This window comes from Prevotella melaninogenica, from assembly GCF_013267595.1.
Classification (GTDB): Bacteria; Bacteroidota; Bacteroidia; order Bacteroidales; family Bacteroidaceae; genus Prevotella; species Prevotella melaninogenica_D.
On sequence record NZ_CP054010.1, the window covers coordinates 692,816 to 717,790 of the forward strand.

The window sequence follows — 24,975 nt, forward strand, 5'->3', positions numbered from 1 at the left end:
ATAGCTTATGTTTACTTATCGTATTCCCAAAGGTTAGGAGTGTTAGTCCTATCCTTTGGGAATATTATTCAATATGTATCAAGCCTTAATAGATAACGATACGTTGTGCCTTACCACCATTTACTTGAATCAAGTAAACGCCCTTGTTCCATGAAGAGGCATTAACGTTGAGTTCGTCACCTTGTGCTGAGAGCGAGTGAACTAACTGTCCGCTAAGTGAGTAAGCACGTAAGTTCAGCTGCTTTGCACCAGCAAGGAAGGCTGAGAAAGAACGTTCGCCAGTCATTGTGATGACAGGTACTGCTTGACTCTCAGCGTATCTTACGCCATTAATACCATTGGTTTCCTTTTCTTTTAGTACCTGCTTCAAACCTGCGTAAGCGTCAAACTTACCAGCTCCCCACTGTACTGGGTCACCTGTATTAGTAACAAAGTTATCCTTACGAGCAGTCTGCTGGATGATACGGACTACGTCCTTGACTGTCAAGCTTGGGTTCGCTTCAAGCCAGAGGGCAATAGCACCAGCCACAACAGGCGTAGCCATGGATGTACCGAGTGATTGATGCCAGTAGTATTTCTTACCACCTTTCTCCAATCTACCCTGCAATGCCATGTCAGTATATCCTAACTCTTGATTCTCTACAGCATATGTGTTAACAGAAGAGATGATAGATGCACCCGGAGCACATACGTGTGGAAGGTTTCTACCATCGGCTAATGTACCGAAAGAAGAGAAGCGTGAAGCCTCGCCTTCAGGGAAGTCATCCTCGTCACCTCGCTTGTTGTATCCATAAACAAAGCCGTTGAGAGATGACCAATGGTTGCGTACATTGTAGCTACCAACAGTAACGATGTTTGCAGCACATGCCATATCGCTGATAGAACCATTACGTGTTCCGCTTACGAAACCCTCCTGCCTGTTACTATCGAAGTAGATAAACTGTGCATCGCTATAAACTTCAACACGCTGTCCAGGCTTCTTACTCTTTATTTCCAATGCCAGTTTATAGTGGCCATCCTGATTTTCTTTCTGGTTATCACTGGTCATTATCTGCGCCATAGCATAGTAACGGCCCGTTTCAGCATCTATAGCAGAAGCTGCTGTGACGTAACCATCAAACGCTTTCGCAAAGTTTGGGTCAATCACAGCGCCTGACATTGAATAGTCATTACCACCTGATGCATAGGTCACAGGTTGGCCATTTGTATTCTTTAAAATAGGAATTCTGGCTACAGCACGATTACGACGATTTGCATTAGTAACAACAATTTGTAACTCGAATTCTGTAGAATCATTACTATAAGCAGCTATCTGTCCGTTACGAAGATTAAAGTAGGTCTTATTCCCAGAACGCAAAGTATCTGGCTGCATTGGCGTGAGGAAAGTCTTAACCGTCTCATCTGCAGCGGTAAAATTCTTCTTTAATGCGATGCCCATGTTCGCTTCGTTACCTGCAGCAACACAGATAATTGCGTGCTTTCCTTCCTCTGCAAGGAAGCGATTCATTACACTTGTAGAGTCGTGTACACCAATGTTACTACCTAATGAAAGGTTGATAACACATGGCTTTGGGTTCTTTCCTGATAGTTTTGCATACTGTACGACATCATCAACACCAAATGCAATATACTGATCACGCAAATCACCGCATGAAGCCACAAGTTCTGACTCTGTCGCACAACCATAGAAAGGATTAGGACCTGTCACTTTATAAGACCTATCGTTATCGTTAGTCTTAGCATAGGTGATATTACCTTTGTATCCACCCGCCATGATTCCTGTAGTGTGAGTACCATGGAACGTAGTGTAGGAATCGGTCGTAAAGTCCTCAATAGCGTATGCATTATCACGGTTTGTTAAGGTATCAAGTACGACACGAGGGTAATAGTTATCGAATTGATAACCATCCTTATTTGACTGACTGGCTGTAATCTTACTGATATAACCAAATCGCGTGCTTCCGTCTGGCTTGAGGAAGTTGATATGGTTAGGGTCAATACCACCATCAACAATACCCGTTACCACTCCTTTACCAGTGTAAGCCTGTGGGAGGTCGATGCCTTGGTGAATCTTATCTACGCCAATCTCCTTACGTACGACGTCCATCTTCTGATAAACGCGACGTGGGAGTTCCATACGACGAACGCACTTCAAGTCTGCAATACGCTCAATGTCTTTTATTGGAGCTACGACAATGGCAATATTACCACGTACTCGCAGCACCCTTACTCCTTGTGCCTCTAAGTCTGCACGGCCGTTCTGATCCTTCAGTTCGACCATTGCCATTGTGTTCTCTGGTACACTTTTTGGACGTTCAAACGAACGTGTACGACTGTTGTAGGTAGGAATGGAAGTGTTACGGAGTTTGAACAGTTCCAACTGACTTTGTAGGTCAAGCTTCGACTGACCGTAAGCTAATCCTACTGAACATAAACAAAATACAGTGAGTAGAATTTTTCTCATCGCTTGTTAACTATAACTTTTTTACCGTTAATAATATATACTCCATTAGGCAGTTGTGTGCCTTCTATGCGCTTGCCATCGAGACGATAGACTACAGCCTTCCCTTGTTTTACGGCTTCTATGGCATCAATACCAGCTGTGTCGCCCTTGAGTAAGACCTCCAGACGGTCGTTGTTCTTCAAATCAAACTCAAAGCTTGTGCCGCCAGGATAGGATGGGGCAAGTATCGTTCCATTGAGTTTAACTACCATCTTACTCAAGTCGTTGCCGTAAGCACCAAGCATGAAGTGATGGTCGTCGGCTGAGAACATCACTATATTTTCACCTGTCTGCAGCTTTACCGTTGAGTGATCAGAGCGGTAGAAGTTGAAGCCATAGTTAGCAAGGCTGATGTCGTCAATGAAAACCGTTGCCTTCTGGTCGCGCACAATGGCTGATGTTGTAACCTCAATCGTCATACCATCGGTTAATCTTATCTCGTATGCTCCTTCGTAATTAGCTGTTACAGGAGTACCGTTTACCTTGATAGACTCAATCTTACAACCGCTATTAGGTTTTATTTGGATGAGGTTATTCTTCTCGCCTAACTCAATATTATTACTGCCATTCTGTAGCGTTATCACCTTATTATTATAGCTTTGTCCCTCATAAGCGGTGATATTTGCTGCGTTATCAACAGTCAAAACAGCCTTTACAGTAGCATATTTATGTGCTTGAATATCAAAGACAAGATTGTCTTTCACATAGCATTCGTAGGTACCATATATCGTAGTGGCAGTCCCATTAACCTTGAAAGCATCTAAAGCATAGTTACTTTGGTCGAAAGTTAATGACAATTTTGTTCCAGCTTTCAGCTTGAAATCAGCGTCATTGTAGTTCTTAACTTCCACACCATCAGCCATTACCTTTGAGATAACACCCTTTGCTTTCTCGTCAGTAAAGTTGAATTTAACAGGATAAGATACGTTTGGATAATCTGCTTTGATATCTACAACACAGCCAGCGGTCAGCGTGACAAAGTATTGACCACTTGAAGGAGTAACGTCGATACCATCAAGTGTCACCTTATATATAGGAGCATCGCCATAATTAGCATTGGTAATTACAAGTGTTTTCTCGGTATTAGGAATCCATTTAACTGTGTTTTCACCATTTTGTAACTCTACAGACGTGCGTGATTCATTGCGTGACACCCTCACTTTTGAGGCATTATCAACGTTTACAGTACATGAACCTGTGCGCGCTGCAGCTAAGTCAGCACTTTTAACAGTGAAGAGCTTATTATTGTCTGCATCTGAAACATAAATATTGCAACTGGTTAGATTATTAATAGTCTGTGGTGCAGAGTTGTCAGCATCAATCGTCTTGAGAACGCTCTTTAAGTAATAACCTTGTTTTGCTTCAATGGTTAAGGCACCATATTGGGGCACAGTAATTTCATTTGTTCCGTTAGCAAGATTGACAACGGGCACGTAATTTACTTTGACTGAAACTCTGTTGATATCATCAACCTTGACCCTTACAGTTGTGTCAGCCTTTGCGTTTACTGACGAGAACGCCAGTAGCACTAAGAAAATAAAATAGTAAACCTGCTTCATATATACATATTTATTAGTGACCAAATATCAGATGCAACTCTTATCTCTATGGTATCTTAACTCTTATTTGAAGAGTTTTTTAGACGAATGATGAGTAAAGACTCTTACAGGTTATTCGTTCTATAACATATCTGGTGCAAATATAAATATTATTTATAAAAGAAGCAATCTTTTTTCGATTAAAATTATACTTTAAATCATAAAATGTATTCTTAATTTCTATTTCAAACAAAAGAGTACATAAAACACTTATAATTATAAAATTCTCGTAGTTTGTAGGCTACAAAAGGGTTGAGCAGATATTTAGATAAAAGAGAACGGGATGTGGTTGTAAAAAGGACACATTTGAATATATAAATAAGTAGACAAAGGTATACAACATTAGTTTAAGAAAATAAAAGATATTAGAAAACGAAGTTAACAAGAAGAATTATCTACAAAGTCGTTTGATAAGTGGCAGGAAACAATCAAATCCCACCTAATTAATATATAAGAAAAATCGTTTTAATTTATTTCTCTGCTCTTAGACCAGTAATCTATTAAGTTTATTTTTAATAGTATGACTCACTTCTAACAACAAATTAAGGGTCTTCAGGATTTTGGAGTGATCAGGTTTGCCACTTGTGTTTAGAGTTTGAAGCAATGTCACACAGAGAAAAGGAGAGTACGGAGGATTATTAAAACAAAGCAATGGAAGTCACGGAGGCACCGTCGGTGCATAGAGCGACGGAGTTTGTATGCCAATTCTATTAGCTCTTTATATGCAAAGCGTTTATCCCAAAAGAGTTATCAAGAATCTGTACGCAACACCTCCGTCGCTCTTTGTGCCATCGGCACCTCCGTGACATTGCGTTACCTCCGTCCCCTCCGTGACTCCGTGTGCCTATTATATAAGACTTTTAGTTTATCACTCCATATTCGGAAGAACCCAAATTAAGACCTCATCGGTCATATATTACAACGTAATTAGTACTCAGCACCATTGGTGCTAAGCATCAGCACGACATGTGCGGGGCGTCAACACATTATTTGAAGACGGAAAGAAAGGGGCGATAAGATTATAGTAATAAAGATAGTAAGCCACTAATTTCTAACGGATATAGGGAATGTTTACCAGATAGCAATACTTAGAAAAGCTGTTATAGCCTATCTTTATCTATTCTTTTTGTATGAAAAAATAACCCGACTATGATTGTTTATCATTGTAGCAAAGGCAAAATGAAAGTTCTTCAAGCTAACTCAACAAACAGAACACACAACTCGTCCACTTGTCAACCCTTAACTCGTCAACTTGTCAACACATCAACTCGTCAACTTTACAACGTTATTTCTCCAGAACCAAAGCAGCGATGGTGCTGTTCATCATAGACAACACAGAATTGTCCAGGGGCAACGCCATGGATATTTTCGGTAGAGTGAATGATACACCTACCGTCCGACAACTGTTCAACAGTTGCTGGATGGTACTCAGGTGTGTGGCGAATCTTGAAGGTAATCTTCTCAGGTAAGGTTGTGATACCTTCTGTTAGGAAGTGGAAGTCATGGAGCGGGAAATCTTTTTTGTAGGCTGTAGCAGGGTCGTAGCCATGACTTACATACAGGATATTTTTAGTTACATCTTTTTTGATAACGAACCAAGGGCCACCGCCAAGACCGAGTCCCTTCCGTTGCCCGATAGTATGGAACCATAGTCCTTTGTGTTCGCCAATCTTCTTTCCCGTTTCAAGTTCGATGACGTCGCCTATTTCTTCGCCTAAATAGCGGCGTACATACTCATTATAGTCGATATTTCCAAGGAAGCAGATTCCCTGCGAATCCTTTCGGTGCGCATTGATAAGATTCTCTCGCTCGGCAATCTCTCGCACCTCATTCTTCTCGTAGTGGCCAATAGGGAAGATTGCTTTCTTCAGCTGCCAGTCATAAATCTGTGCTAAGAAGTCTGTCTGGTCTTTGACTGGATCAGGACTTGTGGTGAGCCATTTACGTCCGTCAATCCATTCTGTCTGTGCATAATGACCCGTTGCGATGAGATCATAGTCATGTCCCATCTTCTCATCAAAAGCCCCAAACTTTATCAGTCGGTTGCACATCACATCTGGGTTAGGCGTAAAACCAGCCTTCACCTTCTCCATGGTATAGCGTGTCACCTTGTCCCAATACTCCTTATGACAGTCGATGACTTCCAACTTACAGCCAAAGCGGCGTGCCACAAGTGTAGCCATTTCAAGGTCTTCTTCAGAGTTACAGTCCCAGTCTTCCTTCTCTTCCGGTCCTATCTTGATATAGAAACAGTCTGGATGTAGTCCTAATCGTGCAAACTCATAGACCACAACCGAGCTGTCAACACCTCCAGAAAGGAGAACGGCAATACGCTTACCTTCGAGTTCCTGAATATTCATCTTTACAATCTTTCCTTCTTTCTTATTCTTTTGTTCTGACTTTTTCGTCAGCTGTTTTCTTTTTATGTGCTACTTTCATTCTATCAAACCCCATGCCATAGACACCATTGACAGCACCTTGTGACACAAAGGCATTCGGGTCTATTTCGTCAATCACTTGATAGATGGAGTGTGCTTCAGAACGACGTGCGATGACAAAGAGCATTCCCACCTTCTTGCCAGTGTAGAATCCACGAGCCTCAATAACCGTACAGCCACGATCAACATCGTTGTTAATGGCAGAACCAATCTCTTCCCAGTGTTCAGAAATAACAAAGAACTGCACGGAACCACGCATACCATTGATAAGGTAATCCACCACATAGGTCATTACGAAGAGAACTATGTAACCATAGATAACCTTTTCCCAATTCTCCAAAACTAAGTAACTGGAGGTAATGATACAAAGGTCGCAAGCAAGGATGACACGTCCGAGTGACACATCACGATACTTGTGAATCATTGCTGCAATGACATCCGAACCACCCGAACTGGCATTATACTGCAAGGCGATGCTGACTCCGACACCTAATAACACACCACCTACAACGCAGGCGAGGAAAGGTTCGTCTGAAAACAACGGATGTCCAGCAAAGACCTCACGCAATACCGACGTCGAAAAGGCGAACACCAGTACGGCAAAAATCGTCCTGACACAGAACTTCCAACCCAATATCTTTAACGCGACAAAGAGCAGTATTCCGTTGATAGTAAGGTAGGTATACTGCACAGGGATATCAAGACCCCACTGAATAACCGATGCAATACCCGCAATACCACCAATCGTGATATGATGTGGCAATAAGAATGCACACCAGCCAAAGCTGCCGATGATCATTGCCAATGCAATCATCAGGAATTCGCGTACATCTCTAAACTTGTTTTTTCTTTTTCTTACCATTGTGTTTGTCAACCATTAGCATTTTGCAAAGTTAGTGAAATAATTATGAAAGTCAAGTGAATAGCGAAAATTTTTGCGCACAAAACTTATATCTTTCAGATGTTTTTATTATTTTTGTGCGTAATTTTTAGCCTTATATTAAATGATAGAATTATTTTCCGCAGACGGCTGGCTGAATCAAGCCATAGTATCTATCAATTATTTTACATGGACATATATCCTCGTAGCAGGACTCGTTATTTGTGCTTTATGGTTTACATGGCGGACGCGCTTTGTGCAGTTTCGCATGGTTGGCGAGATGGTTCGCCTATTAGGAGAATCGACAGGAACGCATGACGAAGGTGAGAAACACGTATCATCTTTTCAAGCTTTTGCAGTCTCAATTGCCTCACGTGTAGGTACTGGAAACCTTGCTGGTGTGGCAAGTGCGATAGCTATTGGTGGTCCTGGTGCTGTCTTTTGGATGTGGGTTATTGCCCTCTTAGGTTCTGCAACAGCCTTCATAGAGTCTACACTTGCCCAACTTTATAAGCGTCGTCATGCCGACTCGTTCATTGGTGGACCAGCCTATTACATTCTACATGGTATGCATTGTAAATGGATGGCGAAACTCTTTGCCGTACTGATTACAATGACCTTCTGTATGGCTTATATCTCCATACAGAGTAATACGATTTGTGGTGCTATGCAAAAGGCATTTTCTATTGATCAGACATGGATGGGTGGCGCTCTCGCTATACTCTCTTTAGCAATAGTTTTCGGTGGTATTCAGCGTATTGCAAAGGTCAGTAGCGTACTCGTTCCGCTGATGGCAGTGGGTTACGTACTCCTTGCTTTGGTCATTATTGTAATGAATATTCAACTCATTCCACACGTCTTCCGCCTTATCGTTGAGAACGCTTTTGGCTTTGAACAGGTTGCAGGTGGCGGCTTAGGTGCTACGATGATGAACGGTATTAAGCGTGGACTATTCAGTAATGAGGCGGGTGAGGGTTCTGCTCCAAATATTGCAGCGACCGCATCTACTACTCATCCCGTGAAACAAGGACTCATCCAGTCGCTCGGTGTATTCACAGATACGCTCCTCGTTTGTAGCTGTACGGCTTTTATCATTATCATCAGTGGACTTTATGTCAACAATTCCGACTCAGGAATTCTCCTTACTCAGCTTGCTTTAGAGAGCGAAGTGGGTGCAGCTGGTCCAATCTTTATAGCGATAGCCATCTTCTTCTTTGCTTTTAGCAGTATTATCGGAAACTATTATTATGGTGAGGCAAACGTACGATTCCTTACTCAAAAGCCTTCAGCCATTCTCGCTTTGCGTGTGATAACAGGTGGTGTAATGGTGATGTTTGGTGCCATTGCCAGCCTCGACCTTGTATGGAGTATTGGTGATTTCTTCATGGCACTCATCACAATTTGCAACCTCGTTGCTATCTTAACACTTGGTAAATATGCCTTCCGCCTACTCGATGATTATCGTCAACAGAAGCGCGCAGGCGTGAAGAGTCCTGTCTTCAAACGTGAGACAATGCCCGATATAGAAAAAGATATTGAATGCTGGGGGCAATAAGCCTCAATTCATAATTCATAATTCACAATTCATAATTATGAACACTAATGTTAACTGTGGTTTATTGCTACAGTAACGTATTATCTCTCCAACTACGAATTACGCAAATGACACGAATTACATTACAATAAGCATTAACGAAATTCGTAGTCGGTAAAAGTGAGATAGAGTTTGCACATATCATAAAGCTTAAAGTTCAAAGCTCAAGTTCGTAGTTAATGGTTCAAAGCTAATAATGGTAATCATAATTATGAATTGTGAATTATGAATTATGAATTACAACCGTGAATTATCAATTACCCCGACTTATCTTGCTTCTGATGATGCCATCAACTGAGAACTTGCCAGCACCAGCGAACCATGAGAGAACGAAGATGACAAGGTAAAGGAAGGCTAACTCACCACCACTGACTGAACCGCCATGAACGGTTGTGAAAGCAACGAGCATGGTGAAAATCATTGGCAAGAGTGCTAAACGTGTGAGGAAACCGAAGGCAAAAGCCAAACCACACACTAACTCGCCGAAAATACTCAATCCTACTGCCACCTCACCACTCATTCCGAAGGGTGCAGGGAAGTGTGTAGCTGTTTCTGAGAAGTGCAGTAACTTGTCGAGTCCGTGGCTCGCAAATGTCAATCCAAACACAAGGCGTGATACCAATAAAATAAGTGATGTCTTTGTACTCTCAGCTTTTGGGAATAGTAATTCTAAACATTTCATATCTTACAATCTTTTATATTTATACGTTTTACCTATGGTGCCATGTCGCCCTACCTTATTATATAAGCGTGACCATGTAGAGAATAGCACTGCGGTCATATCTTTAATTCATTACAAAGATAGGGATAAATTCCCATTTTATCCTAACAATACCCCAAAAAAGTTTATCGAAAGCGACGAAAAACACCATATATGTGGTATTGACTTACAACGATTATTTATGCAACACTTCTTATCTTTTCATATCTGTAAAACAATGAATCCATTGCATAGAATAATTTTGCACTCGTCTCTAAAGAGATAATAAAGATAGCATTTACCGTTTTCAGACTTAGAAATATATTTACAAACCAACCCCGTAAAACACCTCTTTTCACACAAAAAACAGTATTTCTCATCACCCTCACAACTCTATAATAATCAACAAGTTACAGAACAAGAAAGTAAAAGGTGCTTAATTGGACTTCAAAAGGGCGTTAGTAAGGCTCTTAAAGGGCACCTTTTGCAAGCCAAAAGGGCGTTAATTAAAGTCCAAAAGATGCTCTTTAATTTTCAGAGTAGTGAATTTTATTTACAAACTTACATAATAAGGCACACTGAGAAACGGAGGAAACGGAGATAAGGAAATGGCACAGAGAGAACGATGAAACAAAGAGCGACGAAGATATAGTGTACAGATTCCTAATAACTTCGAGGATAAACGCCTTGTTTATTAATTGATAGTAGACATCACGTCTTCTCTGTATTTCAGACTTGCTGTCACTTCTGTCAGCCACAATCACCACTTAACTCATTAATTTACAGTATTGTTACACAAAGTGTTAAAAGTGACAGCAAACTAAAACAAAACTATTCTTGTAGGTTTGGTAATAGTATCTCTCCTGTTAGGAAGCATTAATTACCTCATTCCTATGGCAAGTGTATTGTTATTATTACATGAAGAAAATTACCTGTTATAACCTTTTTTCATGCGGTTGCCTATCCCCATTATTAGGTATTTACTATATAAACATTTTCTATTCTGTTTTTTTTCATTACCTTTGTTTCTTACGATGTAGACGAGTAGACGAGTAGACAAGTGAACGAGTTGCTTGAGAAGAAGACAAAGGAACTTTTACAAGTGGACGAGTGAACGAGTAGACAAGTAAACAAGTCTTTCAAGTTGACGAGTTAACGGGTTAACGAGTAAACGAGTAAACAAGTTGCTTGCAGCAATAAATAGAGTAAACAGTAGTAATCATAATTATGGATTTTGAATTATGAATTATGAATTATAGTAGTAATCATAATTATGAATTTTGAATTATGAATTCTGAATTATAGAGAATATGAAACTATCAGAATTAAAGACTGGAGAAACTGGTGTTATCGTAAAGGTATCGGGACACGGTGGTTTTCGTAAACGAATCATAGAGATGGGATTTATCAAGGGTAAGACCGTTGAGGTATTGCTCAATGCACCCTTGCAAGACCCCGTTAAATATAAGATTATGGGTTATGAGGTTAGTCTTCGTCATAGCGAGGCTGACCAGATTGAGGTATTGTCGGATGTGAAGACTCACTCTTTTGGGAATGAGGAGGAGCAGGAAGACAATCAGGTTGAGATGGATTCAACCACATACGACAGTACGGACAAGGAGCTAACGCCCGAGAAACAATCAGATGCTGTGCGCCGTAAGAGCCATACAATCAATGTGGCACTTGTCGGTAACCCTAATTGCGGTAAGACATCGCTCTTCAACTTTGCATCGGGAGCACACGAACGAGTAGGTAATTATTCGGGTGTGACGGTTGATGCGAAGGTGGGACGTGCTGAGTTTGATGGCTATGTTTTTAACCTTGTTGACCTGCCTGGTACCTATAGTCTTTCAGCCTATAGTCCTGAAGAACTCTACGTGCGTAAGCAGTTGGTTGACAAGACACCAGACGTAGTCATCAATGTGATAGACTCGTCTAACCTTGAGCGCAACCTCTATCTTACAACCCAGCTGATAGACATGCACATACGTATGGTTTGTGCGCTAAATATGTTTGATGAGACTGAACAGCGTGGTGACCATATTGATGCACATAAGCTTTCTGAGCTCTTCGGAGTGCCGATGATACCAACAGTATTCACCAATGGTAGAGGTGTGAAGGAACTCTTCCGCCAGATTATTGCCGTTTATGAAGGGAAAGAAGACGAGTCGTTGCAGTTCCGTCATATCCATATCAACCACGGACATGAGATAGAGAATGGTATTAAAGAGATGCAGGAGCATTTAAAGAAATACCCTGAACTCTGCCATCGCTACTCTACCCGCTATCTTGCCATCAAGCTGTTAGAGCATGACAAGGACGTAGAGCAACTCGTTAGTCCGTTAGGTGATTCGATTGAGATATTCAATCATCGTGATACGGCAGCCGCTCGTGTAAAGGAAGAGACGGGTAATGATAGCGAAACAGCCATCATGGATGCCAAGTATGGTTTTATTAATGGTGCGCTGAAGGAAGCAAACTTCTCGACAGGTGATAAGAAAGACACCTATCAAACCACCCATGTCATCGACCATGTATTGACAAACAAATACTTTGGTTTCCCAATCTTTTTCTTTGTACTGTTGGTAATGTTCACGGCAACCTTCGTCATTGGTCAGTATCCAATGGATTGGATAGAGGCTGGTGTGGGTTGGTTAGGCGAGTTCATTTCTACGAATATGCCTGCCGGACCAGTAAAAGATATGATTGTTGATGGTATTATCGGTGGTGTAGGAGCTGTTATTGTATTTCTTCCTCAGATATTAATACTTTACTTCTTTATCTCCTACATGGAGGACTGCGGCTATATGTCACGTGCCGCCTTCATCATGGACCGACTGATGCACAAGATGGGACTGCATGGAAAGTCGTTTATTCCACTTATCATGGGCTTCGGTTGTAATGTGCCAGCGGTGATGGCAACACGTACGATTGAGAGTCGGAGGAGTAGATTGATAACAATGTTGATTCTCCCCTTGATGAGTTGTTCGGCTCGTCTACCTATCTACGTAATGATTACGGGTTCGTTCTTTGCGTTGAAATATCGTTCGCTTGCCATGCTCTCCTTATATATAATAGGTGTGTTGATGGCAGTGGTGGTGAGTCGTTTGTTCTCAGCTTTTGTGGTCAAAGGTGAGGATACACCATTTGTGATGGAGCTACCACCTTACCGTTTCCCAACATGGAAGGCGATTGGTCGCCATACATGGGAGAAAGGTAAGCAGTATCTTAAAAAGATGGGAGGTATTATCCTTGTTGCTTCTATCATCGTATGGGCTTTAGGCTACTTCCCTCTTCCAGACGATCCGAACATGGATAATCAAGCACGACAAGAACAAAGCTATATCGGACGAATCGGTAAAGCCGTTGAGCCAGTGTTCCGTCCACAGGGTTTCAATTGGAAATTGGATGTTGGTTTATTGTCTGGTATGGGTGCAAAAGAGATTGTTGCATCAACAATGGGCGTACTCTATTCTAATGATGATAGCTTCTCTGACGACAGCAGTTATAGTAGTGAGACAGGTAAATACTCAAAGCTACATAATCTGATTACAAAGGATGTAGCGACAATACATCACATCAGCTACGAGGAAGCAGAGCCTATTGCAACGCTGACAGCCTTCTCTTTCCTCCTCTTTGTACTGCTTTACTTCCCTTGTGTAGCCACGATAGCAGCTATTAAAGGCGAAACAGGCAGTTGGGGTTGGGCTCTCTTTGCTGCTGGTTACACTACAGCATTAGCTTGGATCGTTAGTGCTGTGGTCTTCCAAGTGGGCATGCTGTTCATGTGATAAGAAGAGAGAATAGACGCTGTAATAATTCAGAATTCATAATCCAGAATTATTCGAACGAAGTTCCCATCAGTACGTCATAATTATGAACACTAATGTTAACTGTGGTTTATAGCTACAGTAATGTGAAACTCGTCAACAGCTAATAGACAACTACGAATTGCACTAATGACACGAATCATTATCACAAACAACATTCGAGAAATTCGTGTAATTCGTAGTTCTTTAAAGTTACATATCATAAAGTTCAATGTTCAAACCTCAAAGTTCAAAGCTAATAATGGTAATCATAATTATGAATTTTGAATTATGAATTACCAACGCCTTCTAAAAGGAGTACGCCAAGTTCACCAATATCGAGTTGCTGGCTGCATGATACTTACCGTAGGCAAGGTTGAGTTTGAATTGTTCAAGGTTGATACCAGCTCCGACACTGAATCCTGCACCATGCACACTGGCGTTCTCATCCTTACCAATGGTCATTTCGTCTGCCTTACGGAAGTTGTAACCACCACCAACCCAAATACTTTCAGACAGTAAGACTTCTGCTCCGAGATTGAGGTGATTGATAAAACGATAGTCATAATGCGTAAGATCGACAAGCGTAGCAGACACTCTGACAGGGAGGGCAGCAAAAGTCTTGCTCACACCCACCTGCACATCAATCGGCATCTTACCATACTCCTCTTCGTATGCCTTAATCTGTCCACCGAGGTTCTTGGCAACTAAGGATACCGACCACTGTCTTTCAGGCTCATACCAATTGAGACCAAGGTCTACACCCACCGCCATAGAGTTATAACTACCAATGTAAGAAGTAATGAATTTTGCCGTGATACCACCCACCAGATTACGTGCTAATTCGTAGGAGAAGATACCTTCAACAGCGATTTCGCTGGCATTGAAAGTACCAGTTTGTACGTTGTTAGCATCAACTTCCTTCATCTTTCCGTAGTTCATATACTGCACACCACCTGCAAGCGTTGCTTTCTCACCCAATGCTTTCGTATAAGAAGCACCCATATAATGAGCTCCACGCATATAATTCATGTAACTAAGTCCCACGGTTTTATCGCTTACGGAAGAAGCCAAAGCAGGATTAGAGAACATCAGTGAGGGGTCGTCTTCAATGATAGTAATATTCTCTCCACCCAATGCAGCAGCATGCGCACTCACTGGAAGTCGTAGGAAGTTGTATTCAGTTTGACTCTCCTGCGCTCGTATTACAACCGCAAAAAGGGTTAACAGGAGGGTGAAAACGATTTTTTTCATTTAATCTAAATTAATTTCTCGGCAAAGTTACATCTTTTTCCGAATATCTTATTACTTTTGTCGTTGCAACTTATAATGAGGCGTTTTTGTGCCCATTATGGATTGTATAACGGCAGAAAAAGGTGTTTAGTATATCTTATCTTGGAAATAAAGAAGTCAAATAGAGCAGATTTAGAGAATAAGCGGTGGATTGGTTTCCTATTGGGAATCATCGTTGCACTGTCTTTCTTCTTTGTTGCCATGGAGTATAATGCAACGGGGAGTGACGATGATTCGGCTAATACTAAGACCATCAAGAATGTCACACTCCACGATATGGACATGCTGCCTGCCATTGACCAGCAAGACCTTGCCAAGACACAAGAAGACAAGAAGCCTACGATGGAGGACATGCTCAACCTTAAACGCCGTGATATTCCGAATAAGGTTACGCCTCACGATGCAGGAAGTATGAACTCGAACGATAAGAAGACGGGGGCTCCACAGGTAAGTAACGAACCGATTGTTATGCCGATGGTAACTACTACTCCTGAACCTCCGAAGATAAAAGAAGAGGCTAAGAAGGAGATGGAGAAGATGACCGATGACAATTCCGACAAGGTTGTAGAACGCTATGACGACAAGGTTAGCAAGCGAATACTCTCCGAAACACCAACACCACCGGGCGGATGGGTGGAGTTTATGAAATGGCTTACAAAGACATTGCAATATCCTGCTGCTGCAAAGGAGAACAAACTGCAGGGAACGGTGAATATTACTTTCATCATCAATGCTGATGGTACGGTTGATGATGTCAGAATTAAGAGTGGTAAGGTACCTATTCTCAACGACGAAGTACTACGCGTTCTCAAGACAATGGGTAAGTGGAAGCCAGGCATTGAGAAGAATAAACCATGCCGTTCGCTGATAGAGATTCCGTTTGTCTTCCAACTTGCATAAGACTTTTGACCCGCCCAAAAGCCTTCAACGCTTATTTTGAAAATAACTTTTAACTCCAATTCTATATGTACACTGCTAATGAAATTCTGAGTAAAGTAAACGAGTATATAAACAACCTTACTTATGACCGCAAGCCACAAAGCTTGTACGAACCGATAAAATACGTCCTCTCATTGGGAGGGAAGCGCATCCGTCCTACGCTGATGCTGCTTTCTTACAATCTTTTTAAGGACGACCCAGAGACGATTCTCTCACCGGCTTGCGCCCTTGAGACCTATCATAACTATACACTCTTGCACGATGACTTGATGGATGATGCTCCGCTTCGTCGCGGACAGCAGACTGTCCATGTGCGTTGGGATGCCAATACGGCTATCTTATCGGGTGACTCAATGCTTGTTTTGGCTTTCGAAAGAATGGCTCAGTGCGACAGCAGACACCTCAGTGAAGTGCTTCGACTCTTCACCGTTACGGCACTTGAGATTGGTGAGGGTCAGCAGTACGACATGGAGTTTGAGAATCGTAATGACGTAAAGGAAGAAGAATACATCGAGATGATTCGTCTTAAGACCAGTGTTCTGTTAGCTTGTGCGATGAAGATTGGTGCTATCCTTGCCGATGCTCCTGCAGAAGATGTAGAGAATCTCTACAAGTTTGGCGAGCAGATTGGTCTTGCCTTCCAACTGCAAGACGATTATCTTGACGTCTATGGCGACCCAAAGGTATTCGGTAAGAAGATAGGTGGCGATATTATTTGCAACAAGAAGACCTACATGCTCATCAATGCTTTTAACAAGGCGAATGCTCGTCAGTGTAAGGAGTTGGAGAAATGGATTGGCTGTGAGAACTTCAATCACGAGGAGAAGGTTGCTGCCGTCACTGAGTTGTATAACAGCATCGGCGTTGACAAGATGGCTATTGAGCGCATCAACTATTATTTTGATGAAGCAAACAAATATATTGCGGCAGTAAACCTTCCTGATGAACGCAAGGCTGAACTGTTAGCGTATGCACAGAAGATGCTACATAGGAAGTGGTGAAGCCTCCCCCGACCCCTCCGAACCAACGGTCACTGACCGAAGGGAAGTAAAGGAGGGGAGGCAAATAGGATAAAGCCCCACCCCGACCCTCCCCAAAGGGGGAGGGAGGCAAATAGGATAAGGTCAGGATAAAGTTAAATAGGTGCATTGATTGCTGAGAAATACTACTCGTCAAGACCTGTCATCCAAAAAATCAACAACACCCAACATTCAACACCCAACACCCAATAAACACTTCATCAACACCCAACATTTAACACCTATCACCCAATGATAATAGACACCCACGCCCATTTAGATGTAGAAGACTTTGCTGACGACCTCCCAGAGGTTATCAGTCGTGCCCACGAGGCAGGTGTAGGAAAGATTTTCCTACCAGCTATCGACCTCAAATCAGTGGATACTGTATTGGCTGTTTGCCGACAGTTTCCTGACACCTGCTATCCAATGATTGGACTGCAGCCAGAGGAGGTGCGCGATGATTGGCGTGAAGTGTTGGACGCTATGCACGAACGAATCCTACTATCGCTTCGACAGAAGGTAGAGGGAACAGCCAAACCAGGTGAGACAGTGATTGCGATTGGTGAGGTAGGACTTGATTTCTATTGGACACGTGAATACGAGAAACAGCAGCTTGCTGCCTTTGAGGAGGCTGTGAAATGGAGCGTTGAGACACGTCTTCCGCTGATGATTCACTGCCGTAAGGCACAGAGTGAGATGCTACATATCATGCGACCATACGAAAAGGAATTGCCGGGTGGTGTCTTCCACTGCTTTACCGGTAATCAGAAGGAGGCAGAGGCATTCCTCCGTTTCGACCGCTTCGTGCTTGGTGTGGGTGGTGTATCAACCTTTAAAAGCAGTCACCTGCGCGAAGATTTCCCTGCAGCAGTACCCCTTGACCGCATCGTTCTTGAGACTGACAGCCCTTACATGGCTCCTGTTCCTCATCGTGGTAAGCGTAACGAGAGTGCTTTCATCGTAGAAGTAATGCGCACCCTTGCTCTTAGCTATGGTATTGACGAGGCTGAGTTTGCACGACAAACCAATGAGAATGTGTGTAGGGTGTTTGGTATTGGGTGATGGGTGTTAGATGTTGGGTGGTGATGATTTGTTAAGTTATGGGTGATAATGAATTAACAAACTATGGGTAGAGTATTTGGTGTTGAATGATGGGTGATAATGAATTGACAAGCTGTGTGTAGCAATAAACATATCAAGCAATGGTAATCATAATTATGAATTGTGAATTTTGAATTATGAATTAAATAAGGATTATGAATTCTGAATTTAAAATTATATGAAGAAAATAACTATCGCCATCGACGGCTTTTCATCATGTGGAAAGAGCACAATGGCAAAAGATCTTGCCAAAGAGATTGGCTATATCTATGTAGACACGGGTGCTATGTATCGCTCCGTTACACTCTATGCGCTACGTCATAACCTCTTCAACGCAGACGGAACCATCCGCGAAGAGGAGTTGCAGGCACAGATGAAGGATATCAACATCAGTTTCCAACTCAATAAGGAGACGGGGCGTCCAGAAACATATCTCAATGGTGAGAATGTTGAGAACGAAATCCGTACGATGGAGGTGTCATCTCATGTTAGCCCTATCGCCACACTCGCCTTTGTGCGTAAGGCTCTCGTTGAACAGCAGCAACGCATGGGAGCAGAGAAAGGTATCGTTATGGACGGTCGCGACATCGGTACGGTGGTATTCCCAAATGCCGAACTTAAAATATTCGTTACCGCATCAGCTGAGGTACGTGCGCAACGTCGTTACGACGAGTTGAAGGCGAAGGGAATGGAAGCAGACTTTGCCGACATCCTTAAGAATGTGCAAGAGCGTGACTATATCGACTCTCATCGTGAGACATCACCGCTTCGCAAGGCTGATGATGCTCTCGAACTCGACAACAGTCAGCTCACAATTGCCGAGCAAAAGCAGTGGCTTTACAACCAGTATCTAAAGGCTGCAGAAGCATAATAAGCTAACAAAAGGCTTATCTTTTCAGGTCCTTTCGTTAAAGTGGTATGATAAACGTACGCACATTTAACGAAAAGACCTGTTTTTTTGCTATCCCAAGCTATCCTAAACACTACCAACAAACGATCTCGCCCACCCTTTCACACTAAAAAATGCTCCAGCTTAACACCGCAAAAAATAACAATAAAGACTTGAAAAAAACTTACATAATTTCATTGAAAACTACTCCTAAAAAGACGGAAAACACCTAAGAACACCACGCTTACAACCATCAGTAAATCAAATAGTTATAAAGGAGTAAAACAAGAGGTGCTTAATAGGACTGCTAAAGGGCGTTAGTAAGGGGCTTAAAGGGCATCTTTTGCAAGCCTAAAGGGCGTCTTTAAGAAGCTAAAAGAGCATGAATTGCGTTCGAACTGTTAGAAAATAATTGACAAAAACCATTACAAGAAAACTATCAGATTGTATTGAACGACAGAAAACACTGAATAGACATAGTAACAATCCGCTTTTTTGTAGTCTTCATAAATTGGGAATGATAAGGATACCGCCCTAAGTTTAGGACTTTGACAATATGTCACACAGAGAAACAGAGGATACGGAGGATTATTGAAAACAAAGCAACGATAGGCACGGAGGCACCGGCGGTGCATGGAGCAATAGAGTTTGTTTGTCAGTTCTATTAGCAATTTACACACAAAACCTTTATCCCAAAAGAGTTATCAGGAATCTGTACGCTACACCTCCGTCGCTCTTTGTGCTATCGGCACCTCTGTGACATAGCCTTTAGCTCCGTTCCCTCCATAACTCTGTGTGCCATAACACATAAGATTTTTAGTGCATTACTTCACATTCCAGAAGAACCTCTTTTCACTCTACGCACTAACATTAAGACACTATAAATCTAAGATTTATGAATTAAGAAATACTAAAATCAACAGAATTATACTTTGTTCAGACTGCTATCTCAACTTAAAATGTTATCTTTGCATCTATGAAGTTAAAAAAGATAATAATGCTCATCGCCTGCATATTCTCTTTTGCAGGTCTGAAGGCACAATATACTATCCAATGCGAAGACACCTGCAGCCATGTTCATGGGCTTGACATGAGCCATTACCAAGGCGATGTGTGGTGGGAGACAGTAGCTGAAAACAGCAATCATAAGCTCAATTACGTTTACTTAAAAGCCACTGAGGGCGGTTCACGTATTGACCAACGCTATCTTGATAATATTGAGGCAGCACAACGTTATGGTATGAATGTCGGTTCTTACCACTTCTATCGCCCTGCTATCCCACAAGAGGAGCAGTTGCGCAACTTCCGCATGCAGTGTCGTCCACAAGACCAAGACCTCATCCCAATGGTAGATATCGAGACTACTGGCGGACTGAGTACGGAGGCTTTACGCGATAGTTTACAGAAGTTTCTTGTGCTTATGACAAAGGAGTATGGTGTCAAACCATTAGTTTATACCTACACAAACTTCTATAACAGGTATCTCAGCGGTGCACTCGACGGCTATAAACTTTTCATTGCACAATATAACGGACGCGAGCCAGAGCTGAACGATGGAAGAGACATCTTTGCTTGGCAGTACACTGGCAAGGGACGTATCAACGGTGTGAGAGGATATGTTGATAAGTCTCGACTGATGGGTAACCACAGTATGCGTGAACTGCGATTCCGACGAAAGCGTTAGCTTCAACACAAAGAGAAAAGGAAATAGATAATTATCCACACTACTATAATCTTACGTTAGATAAATGATCATCAAATGCCCTGAATGTGGCCATCAAGTGAGCGACAAGGCTCCCGTATGCCCAAGCTGCGGTGTAGAGATTGCCGGACATATCATTAAATGTTCTCATTGCGGTGAATTATACCTCAAAGAGGAATCATCATGTCCGAACTGTCATCATACAGAACACCATGTAGAGAGTTCTGTTACGGCTGCAGAGCATCACACAAGTGAGGCTGCGAACGAAAGTAAGGTGCAAGAGCCTGTTGTTCTCATGTCAGTTGACAAGGAGGAAGCAACAGGAAACGATGATGTTATCATCCCAGTAGAGGAAACGGAAGAACACGAAACGGATAATTACAACGATAAGACACAAGACGTTTTCAACGAGCCAAAGACGGAGGAAGAGGCTGTCGATGCCGACTTCATCATGGATGATAATGCTGACGAGGAGGTGATTGCCAATGCCGAGGCTATAGCTGAGGACGAGGAGGAAAGTACTCCAGATAAGAATAATCATCTGTCATTGGCTGTCTCACTGCTCATCGCTGCGATCACTGCAGCCGTATTACTCTTCCTTTACAACCAAGGGGTGGGCGCAAGCAAAGCTAACAATGAGCAGGAGGCTTTCACACAAGCAATGAGTAGTAGCGAACCAACCGTACTAAAGAATTATCTCAAGGAAAATCCATCAGCTTCTAAGGCACATCGTGATAGTATATCAGCCCGTCTAAAGGTGCTGACAACTACCACTCAGAATATGCAACAGTCTGATAATGACCTTTCTGTGGCATTGACCAGCAACTCAAAAGAAGTGTTGCAGCAGTTTATTGCTAAGTATCCAGACTCAAAACATCGTGGTGAGTTGGAAGCAAAGATTGACGAAATAGACTGGGCAGGAGCTGTAGCTAAAAACAACGAGAATGCTTATCTTGGCTATAAGGCGCAGCATCCGAATGGTATTCATAGTAAGGAAGCCGATGAGAAGTTGAAGAATATTCTGACACCAGAGAAGGCTGAGGAGTCAGCTGTTGCAAAGGTAACGGATGGTGAGAGAGCAAAAGCGGTTGCTGCGGTGCGCCAACTCTTACAAGGTATCAACAGTAAAAGCACGGATAAGATTTCTGGTGCTGTTGCGCCATCATTAAACTTCCTTGGTTCAGGTGGTGCTACGGTGAAGGATATTCGCCGTTATATGACCGACCGACTTTATCAAGCTGATGTCAAGACAATCAATTGGCACCTTGGTTCGCCTGCAGAAGTAACCAAAAAGAGTAATGAAGCGGGTGCAGATATTTGCCTAAAGATACCAGCTACATTGGATATCGATCGCAAAGGTGGTAAGTCAAAACGTAGTTATGTTATCTCTGCGACAATCAAGAACGGCAAAATAACCCATATTAATTGGTAATAGGTTTACCCTTTTAAGGTAAATAAGATTAGCACTCAAACAAGTTTTGTTTTATTGTCGAACGAACTAATTGTCTTTATATTAGCGTTGTAGCGAATTACTTCAAGACAGAAAGACTGACAAAAAACCGACAATAAAACAAGACTATTCAAAAACAATATGCTTTACATTGGGGTTAATGGCTGGTAAAATAAAACTTGCTGTCACTCCTGTCAGCCATTTTAGGCTCATAAGTACCAACATTTCATTCATTTACACGAAATGTTAAAAGTGACAGCAACTTATTTTTAAAAATACCAAGTACATATAACTTGATATTCTATGTGAGATGTTATATAGCCCTTTTTACAAACCATCAACACCCAACATTTAACACCCAACACCTATCACCCACGTTAATTCTCAATCTGATCAATCGTAGGCTTTTTAATCTCAGGCACTGGAGCCTTTACAACTGGTTCTGTCTGACCTTCTGGAACATTAGGAACAATGACAGGGTTCTCTGGATCTGCTGTCTCTTCCGACTCAGAAGATTCTTTCTTTGGAGCTTCTGTCTTCTTCTCCTCCTTCACCTCTTCGTCTTTCTCCTCTTCCTTTGTCAATACAGGAATCTTCGGACCATTATCAATACCGATAACTTCACCCGACATATCCACCTCATACTTACGAGGAGGAGCCATCTCACGTGTTTCCATGAGAACAGCAAGTACTATAGCACCCACCACAAGCACAATAGCACAGATGGATACGGGTACCTTATAGGTTGGTTTCTTCTTCATTATCTACGTTTTCTATCCTTTTATCTTATTGCCTTTTTCGCTTACTCGGTAATCTGCACACAGTAAGGAAGTGGCTGCTGGAGGGTCAGAAAGCTAATTGTTGGCTGATTATCCTTCGTACAAATCAGCGTAGTCTTGTCTCCCTTCACAGCATTACCCATGTCATATCCCATCGCTTTCACCTGTGCCTGCAAGCCCGCAAAGGCAGTACGGTTAAAGACATAGATATAAACCGTCTTGCCATTTTGTGCCAAGAGTACCATACTGGAGTTACCACGTCCCATGGCAGTTGGTAGGAAGTCGCTGGTTAGGTTCATATTCTTTACCCAGTTATAGTCCTTTCCAAACTCGTCCGATGAGACTCCTTTATAGCTGTAGCCTTGCTTCTCAAGCACCTGTTTACCCACTTGTAGTGTCTTTGCTTGAAAGATTTTAATAGCATCAGCCATCGAAACAATATCTTTTTGCGCATGTGCTCCCATTGCAAAGAGAAGCACTGTCAATAATAGTAGTATTTTCTTCATTCTTCTTCTTTCATTTATTCCGTGCCTTCATCTGCCTTTATCATTTTAAAACAATGATATTATGACACGATACAAAATTATGAAAAATATGGAGAATGAGCAAGAAAAGGAGAAAATTTACTTTAAACTTTGAACCATTTACTTTGAACTTTGAGGTTTGAACTTTGAACTTTATGATATGTACAAACCTCTATCTCACTTTTACCGACTACGAATTTCACTAATTACGCTAATGCTTATTGCAACGTAATTCGTGTCATTTGCGTAATTCGTAGTTGACGAGTTAGCCCATTAGTTGTAGCGATAAACCACAGTTAACATTAGTATTCATAATTATGAATTCTGAATTATGCATTATGAATTAACAAAGGTGTACCCTAATAGTCATCCTATTATTGGTACACCTTCATTACTTTATGTGATAAAGCTTATTGCAATTACTTTCTTTTTCTTTTAGAAGCCAGGCGCTCTTCACGCATCTTAGCCATTGCTTCCTCCTTCTCCTTAGAGCGTTGTCCTGAGAGACGAGCAATAAGACGATCAAGATCAGCAGCTATCTCCTTGAACTGAACGAACTCCTCTTCATTCTCAAACAACTTCCCTACCATGCAAGATGGGATATCCTTCGCCTTCTCTTGTAATTCCTTACCATGCTCAGTAAGCGAAACATAGGTTTCTCTTCCATCCTTTTCACCCTTGACACGGTTAACCAATCCAAGTTGAGCCATACGCTGAACAAGTGGGGTCATTGTGTTTGAGTCAAGATAAAGCCGGTGTGCAAGTTCCATCACCTTTTGATTGTCTTCTTCCCAAAGAGCCATCAATACAAGATATTGAGGATAGGTAATACCTAAATCCTCAAGCAATGGATAATAAGTTTGAGTAACAAGGCGGCTTGCTGTGTACAATCTGAAGCAGAGTTGGCTCTGCAGTTTTAGTTGGTCGTATACCATTCTTTTTTCCTTAAATGTTTTGATAACTTCAAACTCCTGAAGTAAACTTTAAACTATATTGTTACCTGAAAATAATCTGTTCGTGCTGCAAAGGTACAACAATTTATATTTATCGTTAATGACATAAGCCTACTTTTAACATTAATTGTATAGCTAAAGTCGTGTTTTGATAACATAAAACAATAATAAGCGGACATAAACAATACAAATCGTTTATGTCCGCTTATGCGTATTTATAAGGGTTTATTTCTACTTATTCAAAGTAATAAAGGAAGGTTGCAACACCCTCAAGTGCTGGCTTGCGTTCGCCCTCAATCTCAATCTGGAACTTGATACCAGCCTTGCAGATACCACGGATATTCTCAATACTATCGAGTGTGGCAACAAGACGAATGCGTGAGTTCACGAGGACTGGACGACCAAAGCGCATCTTATCCATACCATAGTTGACCATCATCTTAAGGTTATTCACCTCAATAATCTCCTGCCACATGTGTGGGAGCAGTGAAAGTGTAAGATAGCCATGTGCGATAGTACTCTTGAACTGGCTTTCTACAGCTGCACGCTCTGTGTCAACATGAATCCACTGATGGTCGAGGGTAGCATCAGCAAAGAGGTTAATTCTCTCCTGGTCAACGAGTAACCACTCGCTCTCACCAAGCTTCTCACCCAGTCGGGCAGCAAGCTCATCATAATTGTTTACTGTTAATTTTGCCATAGTTTTTGTTTCATGTAATTTCTACATTACTGCATATGATAGTCTTTCTTTACCCTCCCTACCCTCTTTATATATTATAAGGTGTGAAAGGATATACTACC

18 protein-coding genes are annotated in these 24,975 nt (G+C 41.9%); 8 read left to right on the forward strand and 10 right to left on the reverse strand.

The window, feature by feature from the left end; translation table 11 throughout:
• Nucleotides 1-85: 85 nt before the first annotated feature.
• The 4 genes from FIU21_RS02590 to FIU21_RS02605 form a co-directional block, all read right to left on the reverse strand.
• On the reverse strand, nt 86-2,464 hold the full coding sequence (locus FIU21_RS02590) for a S8 family serine peptidase (protein ID WP_036885859.1): 2,379 nt from the start codon (nt 2,462-2,464) through the stop codon (nt 86-88).
• Entirely contained in the window at nt 2,461-4,062 is a 1,602-nt protein-coding gene (locus FIU21_RS02595; RefSeq protein WP_004359383.1) for a hypothetical protein, read from the reverse strand. The genes FIU21_RS02590 and FIU21_RS02595 overlap by 4 nt, the downstream gene beginning before the upstream one ends.
• A gap of 1,316 nt (nt 4,063-5,378) precedes the next feature.
• Nucleotides 5,379-6,461 carry a tRNA 2-thiouridine(34) synthase MnmA gene (gene mnmA / locus FIU21_RS02600; protein WP_004359381.1) on the reverse strand — a complete coding sequence of 361 codons (1,083 nt, stop codon included), beginning with the start codon at nt 6,459-6,461 and terminating at the stop codon, nt 5,379-5,381.
• Between the two features lie 22 nt (nt 6,462-6,483).
• Nucleotides 6,484-7,401, reverse strand: coding sequence for a YitT family protein (locus FIU21_RS02605; protein ID WP_036885857.1), 918 nt, complete (start codon nt 7,399-7,401; stop codon nt 6,484-6,486).
• 142 nt (nt 7,402-7,543) lie between these two features.
• Here FIU21_RS02605 and FIU21_RS02610 point away from each other — a divergent pair, with 142 nt between their 5' ends.
• Nucleotides 7,544-8,974 (forward strand): alanine/glycine:cation symporter family protein, encoded by a 1,431-nt coding sequence (locus FIU21_RS02610; protein WP_036885854.1) that lies wholly within the window; start codon nt 7,544-7,546, stop codon nt 8,972-8,974.
• Nucleotides 8,975-9,266: 292 nt separating this feature from the next.
• Here FIU21_RS02610 and FIU21_RS02615 read toward each other — a convergent pair whose 3' ends face one another.
• A complete protein-coding gene (locus FIU21_RS02615; RefSeq protein WP_004359375.1) occupies nt 9,267-9,695 on the reverse strand; it encodes a DoxX family protein in 429 nt (142 codons plus the stop codon).
• A gap of 1,328 nt (nt 9,696-11,023) precedes the next feature.
• On the opposite strand from FIU21_RS02615, the gene feoB reads away from it, so the two are divergent.
• Entirely contained in the window at nt 11,024-13,504 is a 2,481-nt protein-coding gene (feoB, locus tag FIU21_RS02620; protein WP_004359373.1) for a ferrous iron transport protein B, read from the forward strand.
• 327 nt (nt 13,505-13,831) lie between these two features.
• On the opposite strand, the gene porQ is transcribed toward feoB, so the two are convergent.
• Nucleotides 13,832-14,776, reverse strand: a complete 945-nt coding sequence (gene porQ / locus FIU21_RS02625; protein WP_004359371.1) for a type IX secretion system protein PorQ — start codon at nt 14,774-14,776, stop codon at nt 13,832-13,834.
• A 141-nt stretch (nt 14,777-14,917) separates the two neighbouring features.
• On the opposite strand from porQ, the gene FIU21_RS02630 reads away from it, so the two are divergent.
• From FIU21_RS02630 to FIU21_RS02655, 6 genes are all read left to right on the forward strand, one after another.
• Entirely contained in the window at nt 14,918-15,715 is a 798-nt protein-coding gene (locus tag FIU21_RS02630) for an energy transducer TonB (RefSeq protein WP_004359369.1), read from the forward strand.
• A gap of 65 nt (nt 15,716-15,780) precedes the next feature.
• Entirely contained in the window at nt 15,781-16,755 is a 975-nt protein-coding gene (locus FIU21_RS02635) for a polyprenyl synthetase family protein (RefSeq protein WP_004359367.1), read from the forward strand.
• A 270-nt stretch (nt 16,756-17,025) separates the two neighbouring features.
• On the forward strand, nt 17,026-17,838 hold the full coding sequence (locus FIU21_RS02640) for a TatD family hydrolase (RefSeq protein ID WP_004359366.1): 813 nt from the start codon (nt 17,026-17,028) through the stop codon (nt 17,836-17,838).
• A 217-nt stretch (nt 17,839-18,055) separates the two neighbouring features.
• Nucleotides 18,056-18,748 carry a (d)CMP kinase gene (cmk, locus tag FIU21_RS02645; protein ID WP_004359364.1) on the forward strand — a complete coding sequence of 231 codons (693 nt, stop codon included), beginning with the start codon at nt 18,056-18,058 and terminating at the stop codon, nt 18,746-18,748.
• A gap of 994 nt (nt 18,749-19,742) precedes the next feature.
• The gene (locus FIU21_RS02650; protein ID WP_004359362.1) at nt 19,743-20,450 is read left to right on the forward strand and encodes a glycoside hydrolase family 25 protein; all 708 of its coding nucleotides are present in this window, start codon (nt 19,743-19,745) and stop codon (nt 20,448-20,450) included.
• Nucleotides 20,451-20,514: 64 nt separating this feature from the next.
• Nucleotides 20,515-21,900: a zinc ribbon domain-containing protein gene (locus FIU21_RS02655; protein ID WP_004359360.1), complete on the forward strand. Its 1,386-nt coding sequence runs from the start codon at nt 20,515-20,517 to the stop codon at nt 21,898-21,900.
• Nucleotides 21,901-22,295: 395 nt separating this feature from the next.
• On the opposite strand, the gene FIU21_RS02660 is transcribed toward FIU21_RS02655, so the two are convergent.
• From FIU21_RS02660 to FIU21_RS02675, 4 genes are all read right to left on the reverse strand, one after another.
• The gene (locus FIU21_RS02660) at nt 22,296-22,679 is read right to left on the reverse strand and encodes a hypothetical protein (RefSeq protein ID WP_004359358.1); all 384 of its coding nucleotides are present in this window, start codon (nt 22,677-22,679) and stop codon (nt 22,296-22,298) included.
• 41 nt (nt 22,680-22,720) lie between these two features.
• Nucleotides 22,721-23,203: a hypothetical protein gene (locus FIU21_RS02665; protein WP_004359357.1), complete on the reverse strand. Its 483-nt coding sequence runs from the start codon at nt 23,201-23,203 to the stop codon at nt 22,721-22,723.
• A 437-nt stretch (nt 23,204-23,640) separates the two neighbouring features.
• Nucleotides 23,641-24,156, reverse strand: a complete 516-nt coding sequence (locus FIU21_RS02670; RefSeq protein WP_036885851.1) for a MarR family winged helix-turn-helix transcriptional regulator — start codon at nt 24,154-24,156, stop codon at nt 23,641-23,643.
• A gap of 253 nt (nt 24,157-24,409) precedes the next feature.
• Nucleotides 24,410-24,874 (reverse strand): MaoC family dehydratase, encoded by a 465-nt coding sequence (locus FIU21_RS02675; protein WP_004359353.1) that lies wholly within the window; start codon nt 24,872-24,874, stop codon nt 24,410-24,412.
• Between the last annotated feature and the right edge of the window lie 101 nt (nt 24,875-24,975).